This window comes from Luteolibacter pohnpeiensis, assembly GCF_016595435.1.
GTDB classification, from domain to species: Bacteria; Verrucomicrobiota; Verrucomicrobiia; order Verrucomicrobiales; family Akkermansiaceae; genus Luteolibacter; species Luteolibacter pohnpeiensis.
The window spans coordinates 105,668-123,655 of sequence record NZ_JAENIJ010000003.1 but is presented as its reverse complement, the minus strand read 5'-3'; the positions used below and the strand labels follow the sequence as shown (position 1 = coordinate 123,655).

Annotated in this window: 12 protein-coding genes; 9 read left to right on the top strand and 3 right to left on the bottom strand. The window is 52.1% G+C overall.

Annotated elements, in window-relative coordinates:
* Positions 1-18: 18 nt before the first annotated feature.
* Entirely contained in the window at positions 19-297 is a 279-nt protein-coding gene (locus tag JIN85_RS02755; protein ID WP_200267414.1) for a hypothetical protein, read from the bottom strand.
* A 267-nt stretch (positions 298-564) separates the two neighbouring features.
* Between JIN85_RS02755 and JIN85_RS02750 the strand changes: the two genes are divergently transcribed.
* The 9 genes from JIN85_RS02750 to JIN85_RS02710 all read left to right on the top strand — a co-directional run bounded on the left by JIN85_RS02750 (position 565) and on the right by JIN85_RS02710 (position 13,516).
* Positions 565-1,299, top strand: a complete 735-nt coding sequence (locus JIN85_RS02750; protein ID WP_200267412.1) for an RNA polymerase sigma factor — start codon at positions 565-567, stop codon at positions 1,297-1,299.
* Between the two features lie 58 nt (positions 1,300-1,357).
* Positions 1,358-4,417, top strand: coding sequence for a serine/threonine-protein kinase (locus JIN85_RS02745; RefSeq protein ID WP_200267410.1), 3,060 nt, complete (start codon positions 1,358-1,360; stop codon positions 4,415-4,417).
* Between the two features lie 93 nt (positions 4,418-4,510).
* On the top strand, positions 4,511-5,188 hold the full coding sequence (locus JIN85_RS02740) for a hydrolase (RefSeq protein WP_200267408.1): 678 nt from the start codon (positions 4,511-4,513) through the stop codon (positions 5,186-5,188).
* On the top strand, positions 5,185-6,480 hold the full coding sequence (locus JIN85_RS02735; protein WP_200267406.1) for an alginate export family protein: 1,296 nt from the start codon (positions 5,185-5,187) through the stop codon (positions 6,478-6,480). Before JIN85_RS02740 ends, JIN85_RS02735 begins: the two co-directional genes overlap by 4 nt.
* Before the next feature lie 68 nt (positions 6,481-6,548).
* On the top strand, positions 6,549-7,109 hold the full coding sequence (locus JIN85_RS02730) for an antibiotic biosynthesis monooxygenase (RefSeq protein ID WP_200267404.1): 561 nt from the start codon (positions 6,549-6,551) through the stop codon (positions 7,107-7,109).
* A 7-nt stretch (positions 7,110-7,116) separates the two neighbouring features.
* Positions 7,117-8,922 carry an amidohydrolase gene (locus tag JIN85_RS02725; RefSeq protein WP_200267402.1) on the top strand — a complete coding sequence of 602 codons (1,806 nt, stop codon included), beginning with the start codon at positions 7,117-7,119 and terminating at the stop codon, positions 8,920-8,922.
* A 57-nt stretch (positions 8,923-8,979) separates the two neighbouring features.
* The gene (locus JIN85_RS02720; RefSeq protein WP_200267400.1) at positions 8,980-11,898 is read left to right on the top strand and encodes a serine/threonine-protein kinase; all 2,919 of its coding nucleotides are present in this window, start codon (positions 8,980-8,982) and stop codon (positions 11,896-11,898) included.
* Positions 11,899-12,042: 144 nt separating this feature from the next.
* Positions 12,043-12,867 carry an alpha/beta fold hydrolase gene (locus JIN85_RS02715; RefSeq protein ID WP_200267398.1) on the top strand — a complete coding sequence of 275 codons (825 nt, stop codon included), beginning with the start codon at positions 12,043-12,045 and terminating at the stop codon, positions 12,865-12,867.
* 19 nt (positions 12,868-12,886) lie between these two features.
* Positions 12,887-13,516 carry an FMN-dependent NADH-azoreductase gene (locus JIN85_RS02710; RefSeq protein WP_200267396.1) on the top strand — a complete coding sequence of 210 codons (630 nt, stop codon included), beginning with the start codon at positions 12,887-12,889 and terminating at the stop codon, positions 13,514-13,516.
* Positions 13,517-13,666: 150 nt separating this feature from the next.
* On the opposite strand, the gene JIN85_RS02705 is transcribed toward JIN85_RS02710, so the two are convergent.
* Together JIN85_RS02705 and JIN85_RS02700 are read right to left on the bottom strand one after the other, a co-directional pair.
* Entirely contained in the window at positions 13,667-17,122 is a 3,456-nt protein-coding gene (locus JIN85_RS02705) for a sulfatase-like hydrolase/transferase (RefSeq protein ID WP_200267394.1), read from the bottom strand.
* Positions 17,123-17,248: 126 nt separating this feature from the next.
* Complete coding sequence (locus tag JIN85_RS02700; protein ID WP_200267392.1) at positions 17,249-17,956, bottom strand: PEP-CTERM sorting domain-containing protein; 708 nt, start codon at positions 17,954-17,956, stop codon at positions 17,249-17,251.
* Positions 17,957-17,988 lie beyond the last annotated feature (32 nt).

Here is a 17,988-nt window from a genome sequence, read left to right as displayed (position 1 = left end):
CAGGATTTCTTAAACTTTTTATTTTTTCGAAGTGGAATGCCTCTCCGATTCGGGATGAACCGACCGATACAGGTCGAGTGCATCCCGGTATCCAGCTTTGGCTTTCCAAAGCAGCCGATGCATGAGGCCGAGCATCAACCACAGCATTCCCATATAAATCGCCCAATACTGCGAAAAATTCCGCCAAAATCCATCTGCATGGGCACAGCCATACAGCAATAAAATGCCCCCCAATGGCAAGATGATCGCCTGCATCGCCCAATTGCCATCGTTTCGCTTATCATGTGGATCGTTCATGTAATCAAAAAATTATCACTATGGTTTGAGTTCGCCATCATCCTACCCGCGGGTGAATTGAACAGCTTGCCGCAGTAAGTCCGAAAAGAACGATCAACAGATGCATCACCACGGCCGACAACGAAAATGACGGTTAACGCATCGTTCCCAACAGAGATCATTCTCACATCCACAAACTATTGCGATTTCACAACGGCGGAAAGAAAAACCGAACTGGAGCACAGGCTTGCACCACGAAATTAAAAATGCCAGGGTGAGACACACCCAATGGCCACAACCCGAATATCGCCATTTCCTGCCACCCAATGGACCGCAGTGGTTGATGTCTGTCGCCTGGGCGGCCCCACCCAGCAACGGCGGGCGATCGAATCGATCTGCAAGGACTACTGGTTCCCACTTTATGCCTATGCCAGGAGGGCGGGCAATCAACCGTCCGATGCAGAAGACCTGACCCAAGGATTTTTTCACTACTTGATAGGGCGCAATCTGGTTTCTGGGGCAAACCCTGAATTGGGAAAATTGCGAACCTTTCTTCTAACTGCCTTCCAGCGCTTCATTGGCGATATCAGAACTCGCAATAATGCACTCAAAAGAGGTGGAGGATTGGAAATCCTATCATTGGACGTCGATGCCGCAGAGCGAACCTTCGGCGAGCCACCTGAGCGTTTGACCCCACATCAGATTTTCGATCGGAACTGGGCATTGTCGATTATCCAACGAACCATTTCCGAGCTCGCCGAAACTGAAGCCATCTCTGGTCGGGCAGCTCAGTTCAAACTACTGCAGGATTTCATCAATCCCCGCACCCACGCGGAAGGAAGTTATGAAGAGGCAGCCAGTGCTTTGGAGCTCAGCATCGAATCAACCCGTAAAGCGGTAAGCCGCCTGCGGGGAAGATTTCGTGATCTGCTGCGCAAACAAATTGCGGCCACCATGAGCAATCCCGATGATCTGCAAATCGATGAGGAACTGATGGCGTTGAAGCTCGCATTGAGGAGTTGAGTGAACGATTTGCATTTCCCCAGCTTTAGAGATTTCACTTCCAGCAATGTCCGGTGAAATGCCAGCACCAAAGGGCAGCATGAGCGCTGCAGAAGGAATGCTCGACCTGGGTTTTCACACTCACGGTCTGGACGATGACGATCCGCTTGGGTCAACGCCCGAATCATCCGGCTGCATGATCGGTCGCTATCGCCTTCTCGAACCGCTCGGCGAAGGAGGATTTGGCGTGGTTTGGAAAGCGGAACAGCTGCAACCGATTTCTCGGATACTGGCGTTAAAACTCATCAAACCGGGCATCAGCAGCGGTGAAGTTCTTGCCCGCTTCGCGGCAGAAAGCAAAGCGCTCGCGCTGATGGACCACCCGAATATTGCAGCGGTATTCGACGCCGGGACGAATTCTGAGGGAAGACCTTACTTCGCCATGGAGTGGGTCAAAGGAGAGGCGATTACCAACTACTGCGATTCCAGTAATCTAACCATTCGCGAGCGCATTGAGCTTTTCATCCCTGTCTGCCACGCGGTCCAGCATGCGCATCAAAAGGCAATTTTGCATCGCGACCTCAAGCCGTCGAACATCCTGGTCACCAATATTGATGGCCGTGCGGTCCCAAAAGTGATCGATTTTGGAATCGCAAAAGCGCTTGGCGCGCCAGGCAACGAGGGGTTGCACGAAAATCGATTTCACACCAGGTCGGGCGTCATCATCGGGACCTTGCAATACATGAGCCCCGAACAAGCGGGCAGCGTGCGGGATGTCGATACAAGAAGTGACATCTATTCGCTCGGGGCCGTTTTGTATGAGCTTCTAACCGGTAGCCCGCCATGGATTGATGCAGGCATCAACGATCTTTCCTATGAAGAACAACTGCGCCACGTCCGTGAACAGCAAGTTCGCAAGCCGAGCCTAAGTGAAGCCACTCTCAAACACGATGCGACACGTGAAGAGCAGCAAGAATGCCGACAGTGGCGACGCCAATTGCGAGGTGACCTTGACTGGATCGTTTTAAAGGCATTGGAAAAAGATCGCCGCCGTCGATACGAAACGGCAACTGCATTGGCCGCTGACCTGCTGCACTATCTCAATGCAGAACCAGTAAGCGCCGCCGCGCCCAGTTGGAGATATCAATTCGGCAAACTGGTCCGACGGAACCGCGCCGCTTTCATCGCAGCCGCAGTGGTCACGGTCACCCTGCTGAGTGCCAGCATCATCAGCATTTGGCAGGCGGTAGAAGCACGACGTTCCAGAACCATTGCAGAACTCAGCCGACAGGAATCCGAACAGAACTACCAGCGCGCGCGGACTGCGGTTGAAGTTTATTTGAGCAATGTCACGGCGGACTCACGTCTTGAAGGCGAGGAATTTCGAACTCTGCGCAAAGAGTTGTTAGAGACTGCGCTGCCCTTTTATGCGGAGCTTGGGAAAAATGGCACGACTCCGGAGCTTCTGCATGATCGCAGCTGGGCACTGGACCGGCTTGGCACCGTCTATCACGAAATCGGCGACAGGCAAAAAGCGATCGATTCCATGCGGGAGGCAGCGACGATCGAGGAGCAACTCGTCGAGAAGTTCCCTGATCATGCCGATTATCGGCATGCGCTCGGCACGCGATATAATAATTTGAGCGTTTTGACGCGCGAGGTTGGTAATTTTGACGAAAGTCTGAATTATCAAAAACGCTCGCTACAGATTGCCGAGGAACTTGCTAGGGATTACCCGACCGTAAAAAGCTATCAGTCGGATGCATCAGTGCTTCGTGGAAATTACTCCGACGCACTGTCTGCCAGCGGCAAAAATGCCGAAGCCGAGGCTCTGAAACGCCAGCTGGTCCAGGAAGCTGAAAATCGGTTGAATGCTCTTCCAGACTCGGTTGATTTGCAGGAAGAATTGGCGCATCAATATGCAGGTCTAGGCCGCATTCTCGCAAAAGCAGGCGAGCTTGAGATGGGCATCCGCTTTTTAGAAAAAGCACTTACAGCTCAGCGTAACCTGATGGACGTGGAAAACCCACCGCTGAAGATGCTGGCCGATTGCGCTGAAACCAGCCATAACCTAGCTTTTTATCAGTTAGAAAATGGTGATTCCCAAGCCTCCATCAAATCACTGGAGGACTCGCTCAAGCTTTATTTCTATCTTGTCGATAACTCTGCATCCAATGCTGATTACCGCCATGCACTGGCTCTCTGTTATCACCTGCTGGGAGACGCGCATGGCCAGCTCGACGAAAAAAATGTCGCCGTAGAGAATTATCTGAATTCATTAAAAGTTCGTCTCAAGCTGGCCACTGAGTTTCCTGAGAATTACGAACATTCCTACCTAAGCAGCATCCTGGAAGATCGGCTCGGCAGCATCTACAGAGATCAGGACAAACTCGAACAAGCACAGCGGTATTTCGAAAAATCCGTCGCTCTCCTCAATACAGCAACTCATGGACGTCCGGAGAACATGGACTACCGCAATTCCTACAGCCATGCTTTCAAGCAACTGAGTGATGTTTTACAGAAACGCGGAGATGTAGATGGCTTGCTTGATGTTGCAACTCGTTTCAGCGCCGCATTCGCAAATGATTGGCAGAGCCAGGTCGAGGCAGCTAAGCTGGCGACCCACACACTTGGCTTGGTGCAACCAGCCACTGGAGATGCTGCCGGAAAGTCGAACAACCAGACCCGTTCTCGCGCCATAGCGCTAGCGATTGATCTACTAGATTCATCGTTTCAATTGGGGAATCCAGATCATCGCAAGACGTTATCCGATGGAAGCCTCGCGCCCTTGCGCGGGATACCTGGATTCGATGCTCTGGGTGACATTTCCGCCGATCCGCAAGGCAAAAGCCCTGAGGAATTCAGCATCGCTTACAATGGCAATGATCCTGGTCTTCGGGTCTGGCGTCGTGAAAATAGAATCTGGAATGAAACATCGCCCAGCGGTCGGATCAAACAATTCCAGATTGAAGGCCGATACCTTCTCAATGGCATTTCGGGAACAAAAATTCGATACATCGGAAAGTCGCCGCAAATTTTCTTCATCCCCGATCTCGAAACTTCTGGAGCGGTCCATTTGATGATGCAGAAAAACACCGGTGATTGGGGCATCGTTGCTCAAATTGAGCAGGCAAAGTGACAAAGATTCATTTTCTTCGTCACGTTGGACAGGGAATTCCCAAACGGGAGGTGGACCGATTCCGGTCCTCAACAACTAACCTATCCCGTTCTGATGAACCCACACCACCAACTCTTCACTCCTGAAAACAGCGCAGTCGTTTTCATCGATCACCAACCTCAAATGACCTTCGGCGTGGCGAACATCGACCGCGCATCCCTGATCAACAACGTGACCTTACTCGCCAAAGTCGCAAAGGAGTTCAATATCCCGACCGTTCTAACAGCTGTTGAGACCGAATCATTCAGTGGATACATCTGGCCACAACTTCTCGATGTCTTTCCGGGCCAAGAGGTGGTTGAACGCACATCGATGAACTCTTGGGATGACGAAGGCTTCCGTAACGCGATCAAGGCAACGGGACGCAAGAACATCATCATGACAGGTCTCTGGACCGAAGTTTGCGTCACTTGGCCAACCATCGAAATGCTCGGCGAAGGCTATAACATTTATGTGGTCGAGGATTGCTGCGGTGCCACCTCCCCAGCAGCACAAGAAGCCGCTCTTTCAAGAATGGTTCAGGCTGGAGCGGTCCGTCTCACCACGATTCCAGCCTTACTCGAATGGCAGCGGGACTGGGCAAAACGCGAGCATTATGATAACCTGATGGGTCTCCTCAAGGGACAAGCTGGTGCCTACGGTGTCGGGGTCGAATACGCTTATACCATGGTGCATAAAGCTCCTCAATCGGCGATCAAACCACAGATCGTGCTGAAAAAGCAACCGCATTGAAAAAGGCAAGTTTCACCTGGATCACCATCGGGCTGCTGACCTGTGCTCAGGCACATGCGCAATCTGATGGTGTGACATTTCAACCCGCTCCAGACGGCTGGAGCGGGTTCATCTCCGGCCATGCCCGCACCATGGCTGAATCCTATCGCAATCTCGATTTTGGTCTCTCTAAGGTAAAAGATGACACTTGGGTCCATCAACGACTGCAAGCGATGTTATCCCTTGAGAAAGCGGATAGATTTCAAATCGCCACCGAACTGACCTGGGGACGCATGTGGGGAAAGAAAGGCGACCTCGCTCCCCCAGATCAAGATGATCCTGATCTGTTGCAAGGATTCATCAAAAGTGACTTTCAGCTCACCAGTGCAACCCATCTAACAGTCCAGCTAGGCCGACAGGATCTCTACTATGGTTCAGGCAGGCTTCTGGCATCCAGGGAGGGAGCGAATCAGCGTTTATCACATGATGCCATCCGGCTTTCGTTCCTGCACGATGATGCTGTAAAAATCGACGCATTCCTCGCCTCCCCAGTTCAAATTTCTCCAGGAGCATTCGACAATTCATCTGATCCTTCGGATATCCGATTCTGGGGTATCTATGGAACATTTCCTATCGGCGAAGATCAAATACTAGATGCCTACTACATCGGACTTCGCGACGAAGATTCCATCTTTACCAGCCCGGGGAACCATGAAACCCGCCACACCATCGGCAGTCGCTTCAGCAGGGATGGCGACGGATTGATCTGCAACAGCGAGTTCATCTATCAGTTCGGTAAGGCAAACGGGCACCACCTCTCCGCAGGCGCGGCAAGCCTGGGAATTGGTTGGCATTTCGAAGACGCGATCTGGAGTCCCAGCATGATTTTGCGAGCCGATGCCATTTCTGGCGGCAACGAAACAGGCAGCAGACTCACCTTCAACCCCTTGTTTCAGGCAAACAACTACTTCAACGAGGGCGGATTCATTTCACCATCGAATTTATACAACCTGAACCCTGTGTTGATACTGAAACCCAACCGTGAGGTATCCATCAACATGGGCATGAATTTCCAATGGCGCTTCGATGCCGATGACGCGGTCTACGGCGCACCCTTGCAAGAAATTGGAGGCAAATCCCCGAGCGGTGATACCTACCTCGGGACTGCATACAACTTCTCGATCGAATGGGCTGCAGCTCAAAAGACATCGCTGTTCTTTGGATACACCCATCACCAAGCCGGCAAATCCCTGACGAGTATAGGTGGTGACAACGTCGATTATTGGCAACTCAGCTTTCGCCGGGAATTCTAACAACTTTGGTCACGATTCCGGATTTTCACCCAATCAAGATTCATGACCCACCTTCACCAACGAACACCATGATAGACGAGCCTGCTGATCCCATGGTTACGGTTGTGATCCGCCGCCGGACAAAGCCTGGATGCGAGACACCTTTTGAGGTAGCCATGCAGGAATTTGTCCTCTACGCACTCGCCTTCCCGGGGAACCGTGGCATCCATGTGATCCGGTCCGAGCACGCCAATCCACGGGAATACACCGTGGTGCATCGCTTTGCCGATGCAAAAGCAAGACGCACCTTCATTGCCTCGCCGCCTTACCGCGATTGGATGGTCAGACTACGGGAACTCACCGATGGAGATCCGCATATCGAAAAGACCGGTGGGCTTTCCGGATGGTTCACGCTCCCAGACATGCCAAAAGCCAAGGCGCCATCGAAACTGAAAATGGCACTTACTACATTCATCGGAGTTTACCCGCTTACTTCGATTCTCCCACCACTTGCCAAGCGCTTCCTACCTACCTGGCCTCCCTTGCTCGCAAATGTTCTCGTGACCGGACTCATCGTTGCACTCCTGTCCTGGGTCGTCATGCCCTGCCTCACCCGACTTTTTCGTAAATGGCTTTTCCAAACCAATTGACCTCACCATGAAGCTCCACCCAGATCTCATTCTTACAAACGGCAAGATTACCACCCTCGACTCCAGCACGCCCAATGCGAGTTCGATTTCCATCAAGGACGGTCGCATCCTGGCCGTGGATGACGATGGAAAATACCCAGCTGGCCCTGACACCCAGATCATTGATCTTGATGGGCACCGGGTCATTCCCGGCCTGAATGATTCCCACCTTCATCTCATCCGAGGTGGACTCAATTACAACATGGAGTTGCGCTGGGACGGAATTCCTTCACTCGCGGATGCGCTGCGCATGCTGAAAATCCAAGCAGCCGCCACTCCCCCGGGCCAATGGGTCCGAGTCGTCGGGAGCTGGAGTGAATTCCAATTTCATGAACGCCGAATGCCGACTCTCGAGGAGTTGAACGAAGCGGCCCCGGACACTCCGGTTTTCATTCTCCACTTATATTGTCGCGCGCTCCTGAACCGAGCCGCACTTCGCGCGTGCGGTTACACCAAGGATACACCCAATCCTCCAGGTGGAGAAATTCAGCGTGATAAACAAGGAAACCCCACCGGACTCCTGATCGCCCGCCCCAATGCGATGATCCTGTATGCGACACTCGCCAAGGGCCCCACCTTGTCTCCTGAGCATCAGCTCAACTCGACACGCCACTTCATGCGCGAGCTCAATCGATTGGGAGTTACCAGCTGCATTGATGCTGGAGGTGGCTTCCAAAACTATCCGGACGATTACGGAATCATCCGTCAACTCCACGAACGGGGTGAGATGACTGTCCGGATCGCCTACAATCTTTTCACCCAAAAACCCAAAGAGGAAAAAGAAGATTTTGCACGCTGGATGACCATGACCAAACCGGGCGAAGGTGATGAGTTTTTCCGCATGAACGGAGCCGGCGAGATGCTGGTGTTCTCTGCCGCGGATTTCGAAGATTTCCTTGAGCCAAGGCCGGATTTATCCCCTACCCTCGAAACCGAACTGGAGCAAGTGGTCCTATCGCTCGCTTCTAACAAATGGCCATTCCGCCTGCATGCGACATACGATGAAAGCATCACCCGGTTTCTCGATGTTTTCGAGCGGGTGCATCGTGAAGCACCCATCCATGAGTTGCATTGGTTCCTCGATCATTGTGAAACCATCAGCGATCGGAACCTTGAGCGTGTCAAAGCACTGGGCGGCGGTATCGCCATTCAGCACCGGATGGCATTTCAGGGTGAATACTTTGTCGATCGTTACGGTGCGAAAGCGGCAGAGCGCACCCCTCCTGTTAGACGGATGCTCGAAATGGGCATCCCAGTGGGCGCGGGCACCGATGCAACCCGCGTGGCAAGCTACAATTCCTTCAACTCGCTTTACTGGTTAGTCAGCGGTCGCACTCTTGGCGGGCTGGAACTGTATCCAGAGGCGAACCGGATGAACCGGGAAGAAGCACTCCGTCTCTATACTGCGGGTAGTGCATGGTTCTCCGGAGAAGAGTCGACCAAGGGGACCTTGGCTCCTGGCCAACTGGCGGATATCGTTGTGACCAGCGAGGATTATTTCACGATACCTGAAGATCGCATCCGTGACTTGCAGTCGATTCTAACCATTGTCGGCGGCAAGCCCGTGTATGCATCCGGTCCATTTCAACGCTACGATGCACCACCGATTCCGATTTTACCCGAGTGGTCCCCGGTCGCAAAATTTGGAGGTTACGGTGCGCCGAATTGGAATAGATTCTCGCCCCCGCCCCACCAGCACACCACCTTCATGGGAAATGCATCAAGTGGGCTGAGCCAACTTTGGGGCTCCGGATGCGATTGTTTCGCATTCTAACCCGCCGCCCCATAAATCACCTTTCCCATCGTGCGAAATGTGATTGAATCCGCTGTCATGTCGGGCAATTCGCTCCACAATATTCCGTCCGGGGTTTCACGCCAAATCGTGGATCTCCCGGGGGACATGATCGATCGATATCGTTTGATTGAGCCACTGGGAGAGGGTTCATTTGGCAGTGTCTGGTCTGCATTCCAGACGGAGCCTGTCCAACGCCGCGTTGCGATCAAAATGATCAAGCGCGGCATGGATAGTGATGAGATTACCGCCCGATTCCTAGCCGAGAGCCAAACATTGGCATTGATGGATCACCCGAACATCGCGGCAATTCTCGATGTCGGGACAACGAACGAAGGTCGCCCCTTTTTTACGATGGAACTGGTAAATGGCGAACCACTCGCTGATTACTGTGAATCCCGTAATTTAAGCCATCGGGATCGATTGAGACTGTTTATTCCGGTTTGCAATGCGGTGCAACATGCCCACCAAAAGTCGGTCATCCATCGCGATCTGAAACCTTCAAACATACTGGTCAGTGAGGTAGATGGCAGGCCAGTTCCAAAAATCATTGATTTCGGGATCGCGATGGGGCCAGCCGATGAAACCGTGTTTGCGAGCCCCAACGCAATCGCTGGAACTCTTCCCTATACCAGTCCGGAGCAACTTGCTCACCCTTCTGATATCGACACCCGTAGCGACGTCTATTCTCTCGGGGCTGTGCTGTATCAACTCCTGACCGGAAAACCACCTCTGGTTGACGATAGCATTTCTTACGAAGAAGCCCTGCGGCGCATTCGAGAAGATTCACCACAAAAACCAAGCGCTTGCCTGGCGAAAGATCCGAATCTTCAAAAAGCACGTAAGTATTGTCACGGAGAAGTGGATGCAATTGTCATGAAGGCCTTGGCGAAGGACCTCAGGTGGAGATATGACACTGCTTCCGCTTTAGCTGAGGACATCCAACGATTTCTGATCAACCTTCCGGTTTCTGCGCGTCCACCTTCAACCAGCTACCGCTTCAAGAAATTCGCGCGTCGCAATCAGATTCCTCTTCTCGCCGCCGCACTCACCATTTTCGTACTTGTGGCCGGTGCCACCATCAGTCTCAAACAAGCCAGAGAAGCGAGAAAGTCACGATGGATTGCCGAACAAAAAAAGAAGGAAGCATTGATCAATTTCACACGCGCAAAATCCGTCGTCGATCAATACCTGAGCCGCGTTACTGAGAATCCAAAACTCAATGAAGCGGATTTCCTAAAGCTGCGGCGTGACTTGCTGGAAAGTGCGATGCCATTCTTCGAAGAGCTGGTCAAATACACGGGATCGGATTGGGAGCTTCTCAAAAACCAGGCATGGGCAGCTGGTCGGCTAGCGGAAATTTATGGCAGTTTGGGAGAAACCGGGAAGTCGCAGGAAAAATATCATCTCGCCATCTCAATAGACGAGCAGCTGATCGCACAATTCCCTAACAACCCTCTCTATCAGGCAGATCTAACACTCCATTGCAATAATTTCGGGGCCTCCATCATGCCTGAAGATGCACTTCCGGTTCTTCACCGGAGTCTGTCCATTGGTCGGCAGTTAGTCGCTCGATTTCCAACGAATGAGGTTTATTTGAAAGGTCTCATGATCACTCTGCAAAACCTCGGCTATGCGTTGAGTGAACTGCACCGACCCATGGAGGCTACTCCACTATTCAACGAAGCCCTTCAAATTGGAAAGCAACTCGTGGCACTTTCTCCCGATGACCCGGAGAATCAGGCTCATCTGGTTACCAGCCTGACGAACTACGCTAGCAACCGCGCCTCAACCGATTCCAAGTCTGCCATAGAATCCTATCAGGAAGCGTTGAGCATACTGAATTCGCTCGTTGAAGACTCACCAAAGAGTTACAGCTACCGAGGCATCCTGGCTACCACTCTATCTAACTTTGGCACAACATTAGCGATGGCTGGACAACCTGATGCTGCGAAGGAGGAAATCCAGCAAGCCATCCATATCAACCGTCGACTCGTTCATGAATTTCCTTCCATGCCGTCGCCACGCCTGCAGCTAGCAACTGCCTTATTATTTCTAGGAGATCTCGATTCCGCAGGAAACCAGTTCAAGTCCGCAGAGGAAGTTTATAACGAATCGCTTTCCATCTACCGCGCTCTATCCGATCAATACCCGGAGGTTCCGCAATATGCTTATCAAGGTTCAATGGCGCTCAGTCGACTGACTAAAATTTCCCACATCCAGTCGAATTGGCCTCAAATGGAGAAACAATCGGCTGACGCAATCCAACTTGCTCGCCAAGCCTTGGCTTTGGCCCCGGAATCCGTCGACTATCAGAACAGTTGGAAAGTCGCGCTGTTCAATCATGCCATCGCTTGTCTATCGAATGATGAATTTGATTCAGGACTGGCTGACGCCATAGAATTCGGAAAAATGTTGGACGAATCCTGGCAATCTAACGAAGCCGCCGCACTTTTATTCGCGGCAGCAGTTGCTGAGCTCCCCGAAGCTAAGAGCGATCTCCGAGACAGCTTGGGCGAACAGGCAGCCGGTTTTCTTGAACATGCCATTGAATTGAACTATCCAAAAATGGATTCATTCAAAGACGATCCTAATTTCTCTTCGCTTCGTCGCTTTGATGCATTCATGGGCCTGCAGCCCAAACCCGCTGATCTGAATGACCGAAGTCCTAGTTCATTTCACTTCGATTATCCACACGACGACCCTGGGGTGCGTCAGTGGACAAAGTCTGGCGATCGATGGATAGAGCGCTTTCCCTCCGGTAAAGAAGATCAATTCAAGAGTCTCCTACGAATTCGGGTGGAGGGAATCAGTGGTACTGAAATCGAAAATATCGCTGATCCAACGGTCCATTTTTTCATTCCTGACATCGGCGCGGAGCAGCCTTACCGATTCAGAATGCGCTCAGCGTCTGGCAAATGGAGCAATGCAGGCGTCATCACAGACCTCACCGAATAGCGAATTCCCGGGGTAGATGTTCCGTATGCAAAGCTTCAGTTAATTGTTTTAAAACTTTTTCCGAATAAGTCGGTCACGCTTTTCAGGCATTCTCCAAAAGAGATTGGACGTCCCAAATTTAAAAAAAGCGTAACCTATAAAAACATGAGCTCCATCACCACCAAAGACGGCACCAGCATTTATTATAAAGACTGGGGAAAAGGACAACCTGTAGTATTCAGCCACGGCTGGCCACTCACCGCTGACGCTTGGGAAGCACAGATGTTCTATCTTGCCTCTCACGGATATCGTTGCATCGCCCATGATCGCCGTGGTCACGGCCGATCCAGCCAACCATGGGACGGCAACAACATGGACACCTATGCGGACGATCTTGCGGAACTCTTCGAAGCACTGGATCTGCGGGACGCTGTCATGATCGGTCACTCAACCGGTGGTGGAGAAGTTGCCAGATTCATCGGCCGGCATGGCACCTCGCGTGTTGCCAAGGCGGTCCTCATGGGAGCGGTGCCACCTATCATGTTGAAAACCGAGGCAAATCCCGGCGGCCTGCCAATGGAGGTTTTCGATGGATTCCGTGCAGCGTATCTAGCCGATCGGGCCCAGTTCTTCCTCGATGTCGCCAGCGGTCCGTTCTTCGGATTCAATCGCCCGGGGGCAAAAGTCTCACAAGGGCTCATCCAATCCTGGTGGTCACAAGGCATGATGTCCGGTCATAAAAACGCCTACGATTGCATCAAGGCATTTTCAGAAACGGACTTCACCGAGGATTTGAAGAAATTTGATATCCCGACACTCATCATCCACGGCGATGATGATCAAATTGTTCCGATCGGGGCATCGGCGATGATTTCGTCTCAACTGGTTCCTGGCGCGATTCTGAAAATTTATCCAGGCGGCGGGCACAGTCTGGGCGATACTGCCAAAGATCAACTCAATGCAGATCTTCTGGAGTTCATCCAATCCTAAAGCCTAACACTTCATCATCATGTCAAAGCTCTTACACATTCAATGCTCGCCACGCGGACAACGCTCGGCATCCATCGCGGTAGCTACCGAGTTTCTTCAAGCTTATCAGGCAAGCCATCCGGATGATCAGATAGAAACCCTGGATCTTTGGGCGACTAGCCTGCCTGAATTCGACGGTGAAACCTTGAATGCGAAATATGCAGTCCTTGGGGGTGAATCCCACACCGCAGCCGAGCGGCAAGCATGGGATGCAGTCGTCCAACTCACCGAGCATTTCAAATCCGCCGACAAATATCTAATTTCACTGCCGATGTGGAATTTCAGCATGCCTTATAAGCTGAAGCACTACATCGACCTGATCGCTCAACCCGGACTGACTTTTTCTTACACCCCTGAAGAGGGATACAAAGGATTGGTCACAGGCAAACCCATCGTTGCCGTCTATGCACGCGGGGGCGCCTATGGACCGGGGACCGGTGCGGAGGCATACGATCAGCAGAGCACTTACCTGAAACAGGTTCTTGGCTTCATCGGTTTCACCGGGATTCAGGAAATCTTTGTTGAGCCGACTCTTGCCGGGCCAGATGCCAAGCAAGGCGCGATTGCCAGTGCATCCATGTTAGCAGCCAAACTCGCCAGCGATTTCTAATCGCGAAACCAAAATGAACCGGGGTTGAATGCTCCCTATCATATTACCGCCCCGGTTCATTTTGGTGATTCACCAGCTAAGAAGAAAGCGAGCTGCTCGCAGCTGACTTCACCTAGCTGTAGATTTTTTCCGAATTCGTTTACTTACCGATCACTTCTCCGCAATAGTGTAAAACCGGCGACTTTTCCCGACCGCATCCGGATCATCGAAGGATATGGTCGTTGACGACCCCACACCCTCCACCGTCGCTACTTCTGTGAAATGGAGTAAATCGTCAGACCCGTAGACGGCATAAGTCCGCTCATCAATCGAGTTGAAGGTAAGGGTAACCTGGCTACTTTCATCACCGGTTGGGTGAACCTCTGTGATCTTGAAGCCTGTTGGCCCCGGGGCGTTGAGGAGCTGTCCATCTTCAAGCCACGATCTGCTAATTCGAAGTTCATCGATTTTTCCGTCGAAATAAGATCCAATGCTTCCGCTCGCAACGTGGTGCGCCCCAATGATCAGTGAGCTCGTGTTCGCGGCAATCGTTTGGGTCACGCTTGTGATATCTTCGTTCTGATCATCCAAGGTAAAGCGAACCTTATTGGCAGTATCGTCGAACCGAACCGCGACGAAATGCCAATCGGTATCCGCGACTTCGAATGTCGAGAAAACCGCGCTGCTCGTGCTGCCATTTCCAAGCAGCAAAGCCATCCTCCGCCCTGTCCCGGAGTCACCGTAGCTGCCGCTGGTATTAATCATGAAAGCATAGTTCAAATTCGCATCCGTTAGAGCTCCGGATTTTTTGATAACCAAATATTGGCGATTGGATTCAGCAGAGGAACCCAGGGTGCTAAGTTTAACCCAGGCTTCGATCGTAAATGCTGAGCCCGTTCCGAAATCAAGAGAGTCACTATCTGGGACCACCGCGTATTGTGCAGAGGAGCGTTTGAGCGAGAACGAAGTCTTGTTTGACAGCAACTCACGCGGAATCTCGTCGCCAAATACATCCGTGCTATAGGTTGCCTGCCCAGCCGGTGTTCCATCGTTCATCTGGCTTGAGCGATCGAACAACACCGTAGCTGGATCCTCGGTATCATCTCCTGGATCTCCGTCAAAGCGATGATACAGCACCGATTGGACCCGTCCGTAGCGTGGCCCGGCCAGCATCACCACCGGCGAAAGCGCTTCGGATTCATTACCATCCACATCAGTCGCAGTCACCCGATAGAAATAGACAACGCCCGGAATCGCGGTTTCATCGACATACTCACTGGATGTCAGCTCCACGGCGATGGCGACTCCGACTTCGTCGATACTCGTTGATCGGTAAACGCTATAGGTCGCCAAATCGAAATCGGTAGAGTCATTCCAATCAAGCGCCATCATGAAGCCATCGGGAGTGACGACCAAACCAGTCGGCGCCGCTGGCGGTGTTTCACCGGCAAGGACCGATGCAGATTCTGAAATCTGCGACTCGAATGAATCGGAGTCCACCGCCTTCACAAAATAATAATAGGTCGTGCCAGTTACTGCCGTGGAATCGAAATAATTGCTGTTGATGACACCCGTCGCCAAGACCTCTCCAGTTCCGCCTTCGGTAGCCGATCGGTAAACGGTGTAGCTAACCGCGTCATCCTCGGAATTGGTGTCCCAATCGAGAGAAACTCCGGAGTCACCAGCCTTTGCGACCAGGCCCGCGGGAGCCACAGGTGGCGCAGGAGCACTGGTATCTTGTTCTCTAACAAAAATCTCGCGCACATGCATGCCGTCGCCAGACGCACGGAATGTCGCACCGCTGGAAATATCATCCGCATCCTCCGCAGCTGCAAATGTCACCGTTTGCCAAGTATTCCAGTTCGCGGTCGTGAAAGTCAAACTGCCACCACTGGCGACCGATAAATCGTCATCGCCACTGAAGCGCGAGACGGTAACAGTCTTGGCTGCAGATCCTGACAACTTGACTCGCACACTTGCCGTGCCCCCCTCCGTAACGGCAACCCCGTCTTCCTCAAGCTCAATACGAACCGAACCCGCATTGCCCGCCTCACGCGGTGTCATATTGAGATTCCAGGAGCTTACCAAATTTTCGAGTGTGGATTTCAAAGTTCCGTTAGATGTTGAAACATCCGTCGTTTCCTGGAAATCCTCGGTAAATCCGGTGCCCAAGGCAAACAGCTGGCTGTTGATCAACTTGTATTTGTGAGGAGTTGAAAGATCCAACACTCCACCAGCTTGACTTACGCCACTTCCGTAAAAGTAAAACTTGTCATGCGGTTCCGATAGATCGGTCTGCGTCAATAGTGGCCAGAGATCGACCCCATCAATGTCGCGATCATCTGGAACCTTTCCGCCGACAAGTCGCACCAGGGTAGGCATGAGGTCCAAATTCGCAGCAGTTTGATCGAGAACCTTGCCCGCTTCCAAAACGCCGGGATATCGCGCAAGCATCCCCACACGGTGGCCACCTTCCCAGTTCGTGTGCTTGGCTCCATAAAACGGATACGCGGAACCTGCTCCTTGAAATACGTCAGCTGCGATGCCGGAAGTCGGCCGCGAATGCCATGGGCCGTTATCTGATGTTAGGATCACCAGTGTATTGTTGACGATGCTGTCATCCGTTTCCGGGTTACCGTCGGGATCAGCGAGTTTATCCAGAATCTGGCCTATCCGATAGTCGATTTCAGCCACTTGATCCAGATAGCACTGAACTTTATCCACTTTTCCCTGAGCTGTTAGAAAGTCAGGGTGAGGATGAACCGGAACATGGGGAGCATGCGGGCTGAAGTAGAGAAAGAACGGCTTCGAGTCCTGCAAGGCGAGATCAATCGAGTCCAGGGCATGCTCGGTCATTGCCTCTAACAAATACGATTGCTCATCATCTGTATCGACCGCGCCATTGATGGTATATCCTGTTTTCGTCGTGTAGGATGAAACCGCCGCTTCATCCTGCATCAGATACATGGTAGGCCATGCAGAACTGTATGGGTTCTGCGGCCACATGTCGTTGGAATAAAGAATTCCAAGATATCGCTGAAAACCTTCGCGTCGTGGATTGAAATCCGTGGTGCTGCCGAGATGCCATTTTCCCGCCATCGCGGTGGTGTAGCCGTTCTCACGTAGAAGTTCCGGCAGAGTGACTTCCGTCGAATTGAGACCGGTGGTCCATGCAGCCCCAAGAGCATTATTGATCTGGGTCCGGCGAGAATAGCATCCGGTCATGAGGGACGCGCGTGATGCCGAACATACGGGCTCCGACGCATAGAAATGTGTCATTCTGATGCCATCTTCCGCCAGACTGTCAATTCGCGGCGTCAGGCTCAGGCACTGGTTCGGCGAAACAATTCCACTGACACCCGAAGCCCGGTCCGCAGGTGGAGGACCCGGGTTCTCCTTGCTCGGAAACGTATAAGCCCCGATATCATTCACTCCCAAGTCATCAAACATGATGAGCACAATGTTCGGCTTGGCGGAAACAGGCTGCGCGAAGCCAATCAAGCCAAGGGATGAAATCAGGCACGCCATCAAAAATCGCGCCGACTGCTTCTTGAGCGAGGTCGCACTGCATGCGTGATTCCGGCTGGATGCCACTTGCCCGGAAACTTGTTCGGAATGAAAGGTCATAGATTCAGTATCAATGGAAAGGTTCATGGTGGTGGTCGCTGGGAAAATCCATTCCCCAGCGACCGAATGCACCGCTTTCGACCATGAAATATTGAAGCGGCATCAATTGGGTGCGTCTTGCGATGATCAGCATTTCACGCGGCGGCGGAGGCCCATGGCCAAACCGCCGATACCAAGAAGAGCGACCACCGAAGGTTCTGGAATCGAAGTGATATCCCGGATCTGATAAGCCGTGATGTGGGAGTTACCAAATGAACTCAAATAAGGAATCAACAAGAGATCCGGATCAGAGCCATCGGCAGTAAACGTCCCGATGACATATTGACCATACTCTGTTTCTTTAATATTATCTGGATCGGACTCCACCTCCACCGAGTCACCAGTGGTCGTTCCATCCGTGCTACTGAATGACATAAATCGATCATTGAGCCCAGCAACAGATGTGCGCTGATCCGTGTAAAAAACCTGGATCTCATAAATGTGACCTGTGGTAAATGTGCCCAAATCAATGCTTGCCGCAGTCGTGCTACCACCGCCGGAAGAAGCCTGATCCAGCAAGGTCGTAAAGTTGGCATCATCTGTTGTCGCTCCTCCGAGCAAACCGGCTTGATAGGTTCCAAGTGGATTACTGGACAACCAAGTTTCGCCATTGATTTCCACAGTGGAGGTTCCTGCATTATAGGCACTAACCAATGTGCCTGTAGTGCTTACGACAGATACTCCAGTGGTATCCTCGACAGATCCCCAAGTGATCACAGCCGCATTTGCAGCAGAGCCAAGGGCAAATACAGAGGTCAGGAGGAGTGGCAGCCATTTTTGGGTTGGTATTTTCATCTTAGTTTATGCGTTTTGGGTTCGGGTTGGTA

Excerpts from the sequence above, each read along its gene's own strand:
- JIN85_RS02755 (WP_200267414.1), bottom strand. The coding sequence starts at position 297 with ATGAACGATCCACATGATAAGCGAAACGATGGCAATTGGGCGATGCAG.
- JIN85_RS02750 (WP_200267412.1), top strand. The coding sequence starts at position 565 with ATGGCCACAACCCGAATATCGCCATTTCCTGCCACCCAATGGACCGCA.
- JIN85_RS02745 (WP_200267410.1), top strand. The coding sequence starts at position 1,358 with ATGCCAGCACCAAAGGGCAGCATGAGCGCTGCAGAAGGAATGCTCGAC.
- JIN85_RS02740 (WP_200267408.1), top strand. The coding sequence starts at position 4,511 with ATGAACCCACACCACCAACTCTTCACTCCTGAAAACAGCGCAGTCGTT.
- JIN85_RS02730 (WP_200267404.1), top strand. The coding sequence starts at position 6,549 with ATGATAGACGAGCCTGCTGATCCCATGGTTACGGTTGTGATCCGCCGC.
- JIN85_RS02725 (WP_200267402.1), top strand. The coding sequence starts at position 7,117 with ATGAAGCTCCACCCAGATCTCATTCTTACAAACGGCAAGATTACCACC.
- JIN85_RS02720 (WP_200267400.1), top strand. The coding sequence starts at position 8,980 with ATGTCGGGCAATTCGCTCCACAATATTCCGTCCGGGGTTTCACGCCAA.
- JIN85_RS02715 (WP_200267398.1), top strand. The coding sequence starts at position 12,043 with ATGAGCTCCATCACCACCAAAGACGGCACCAGCATTTATTATAAAGAC.
- JIN85_RS02710 (WP_200267396.1), top strand. The coding sequence starts at position 12,887 with ATGTCAAAGCTCTTACACATTCAATGCTCGCCACGCGGACAACGCTCG.
- JIN85_RS02705 (WP_200267394.1), bottom strand. The coding sequence starts at position 17,122 with ATGACCTTTCATTCCGAACAAGTTTCCGGGCAAGTGGCATCCAGCCGG.
- JIN85_RS02700 (WP_200267392.1), bottom strand. The coding sequence starts at position 17,956 with ATGAAAATACCAACCCAAAAATGGCTGCCACTCCTCCTGACCTCTGTA.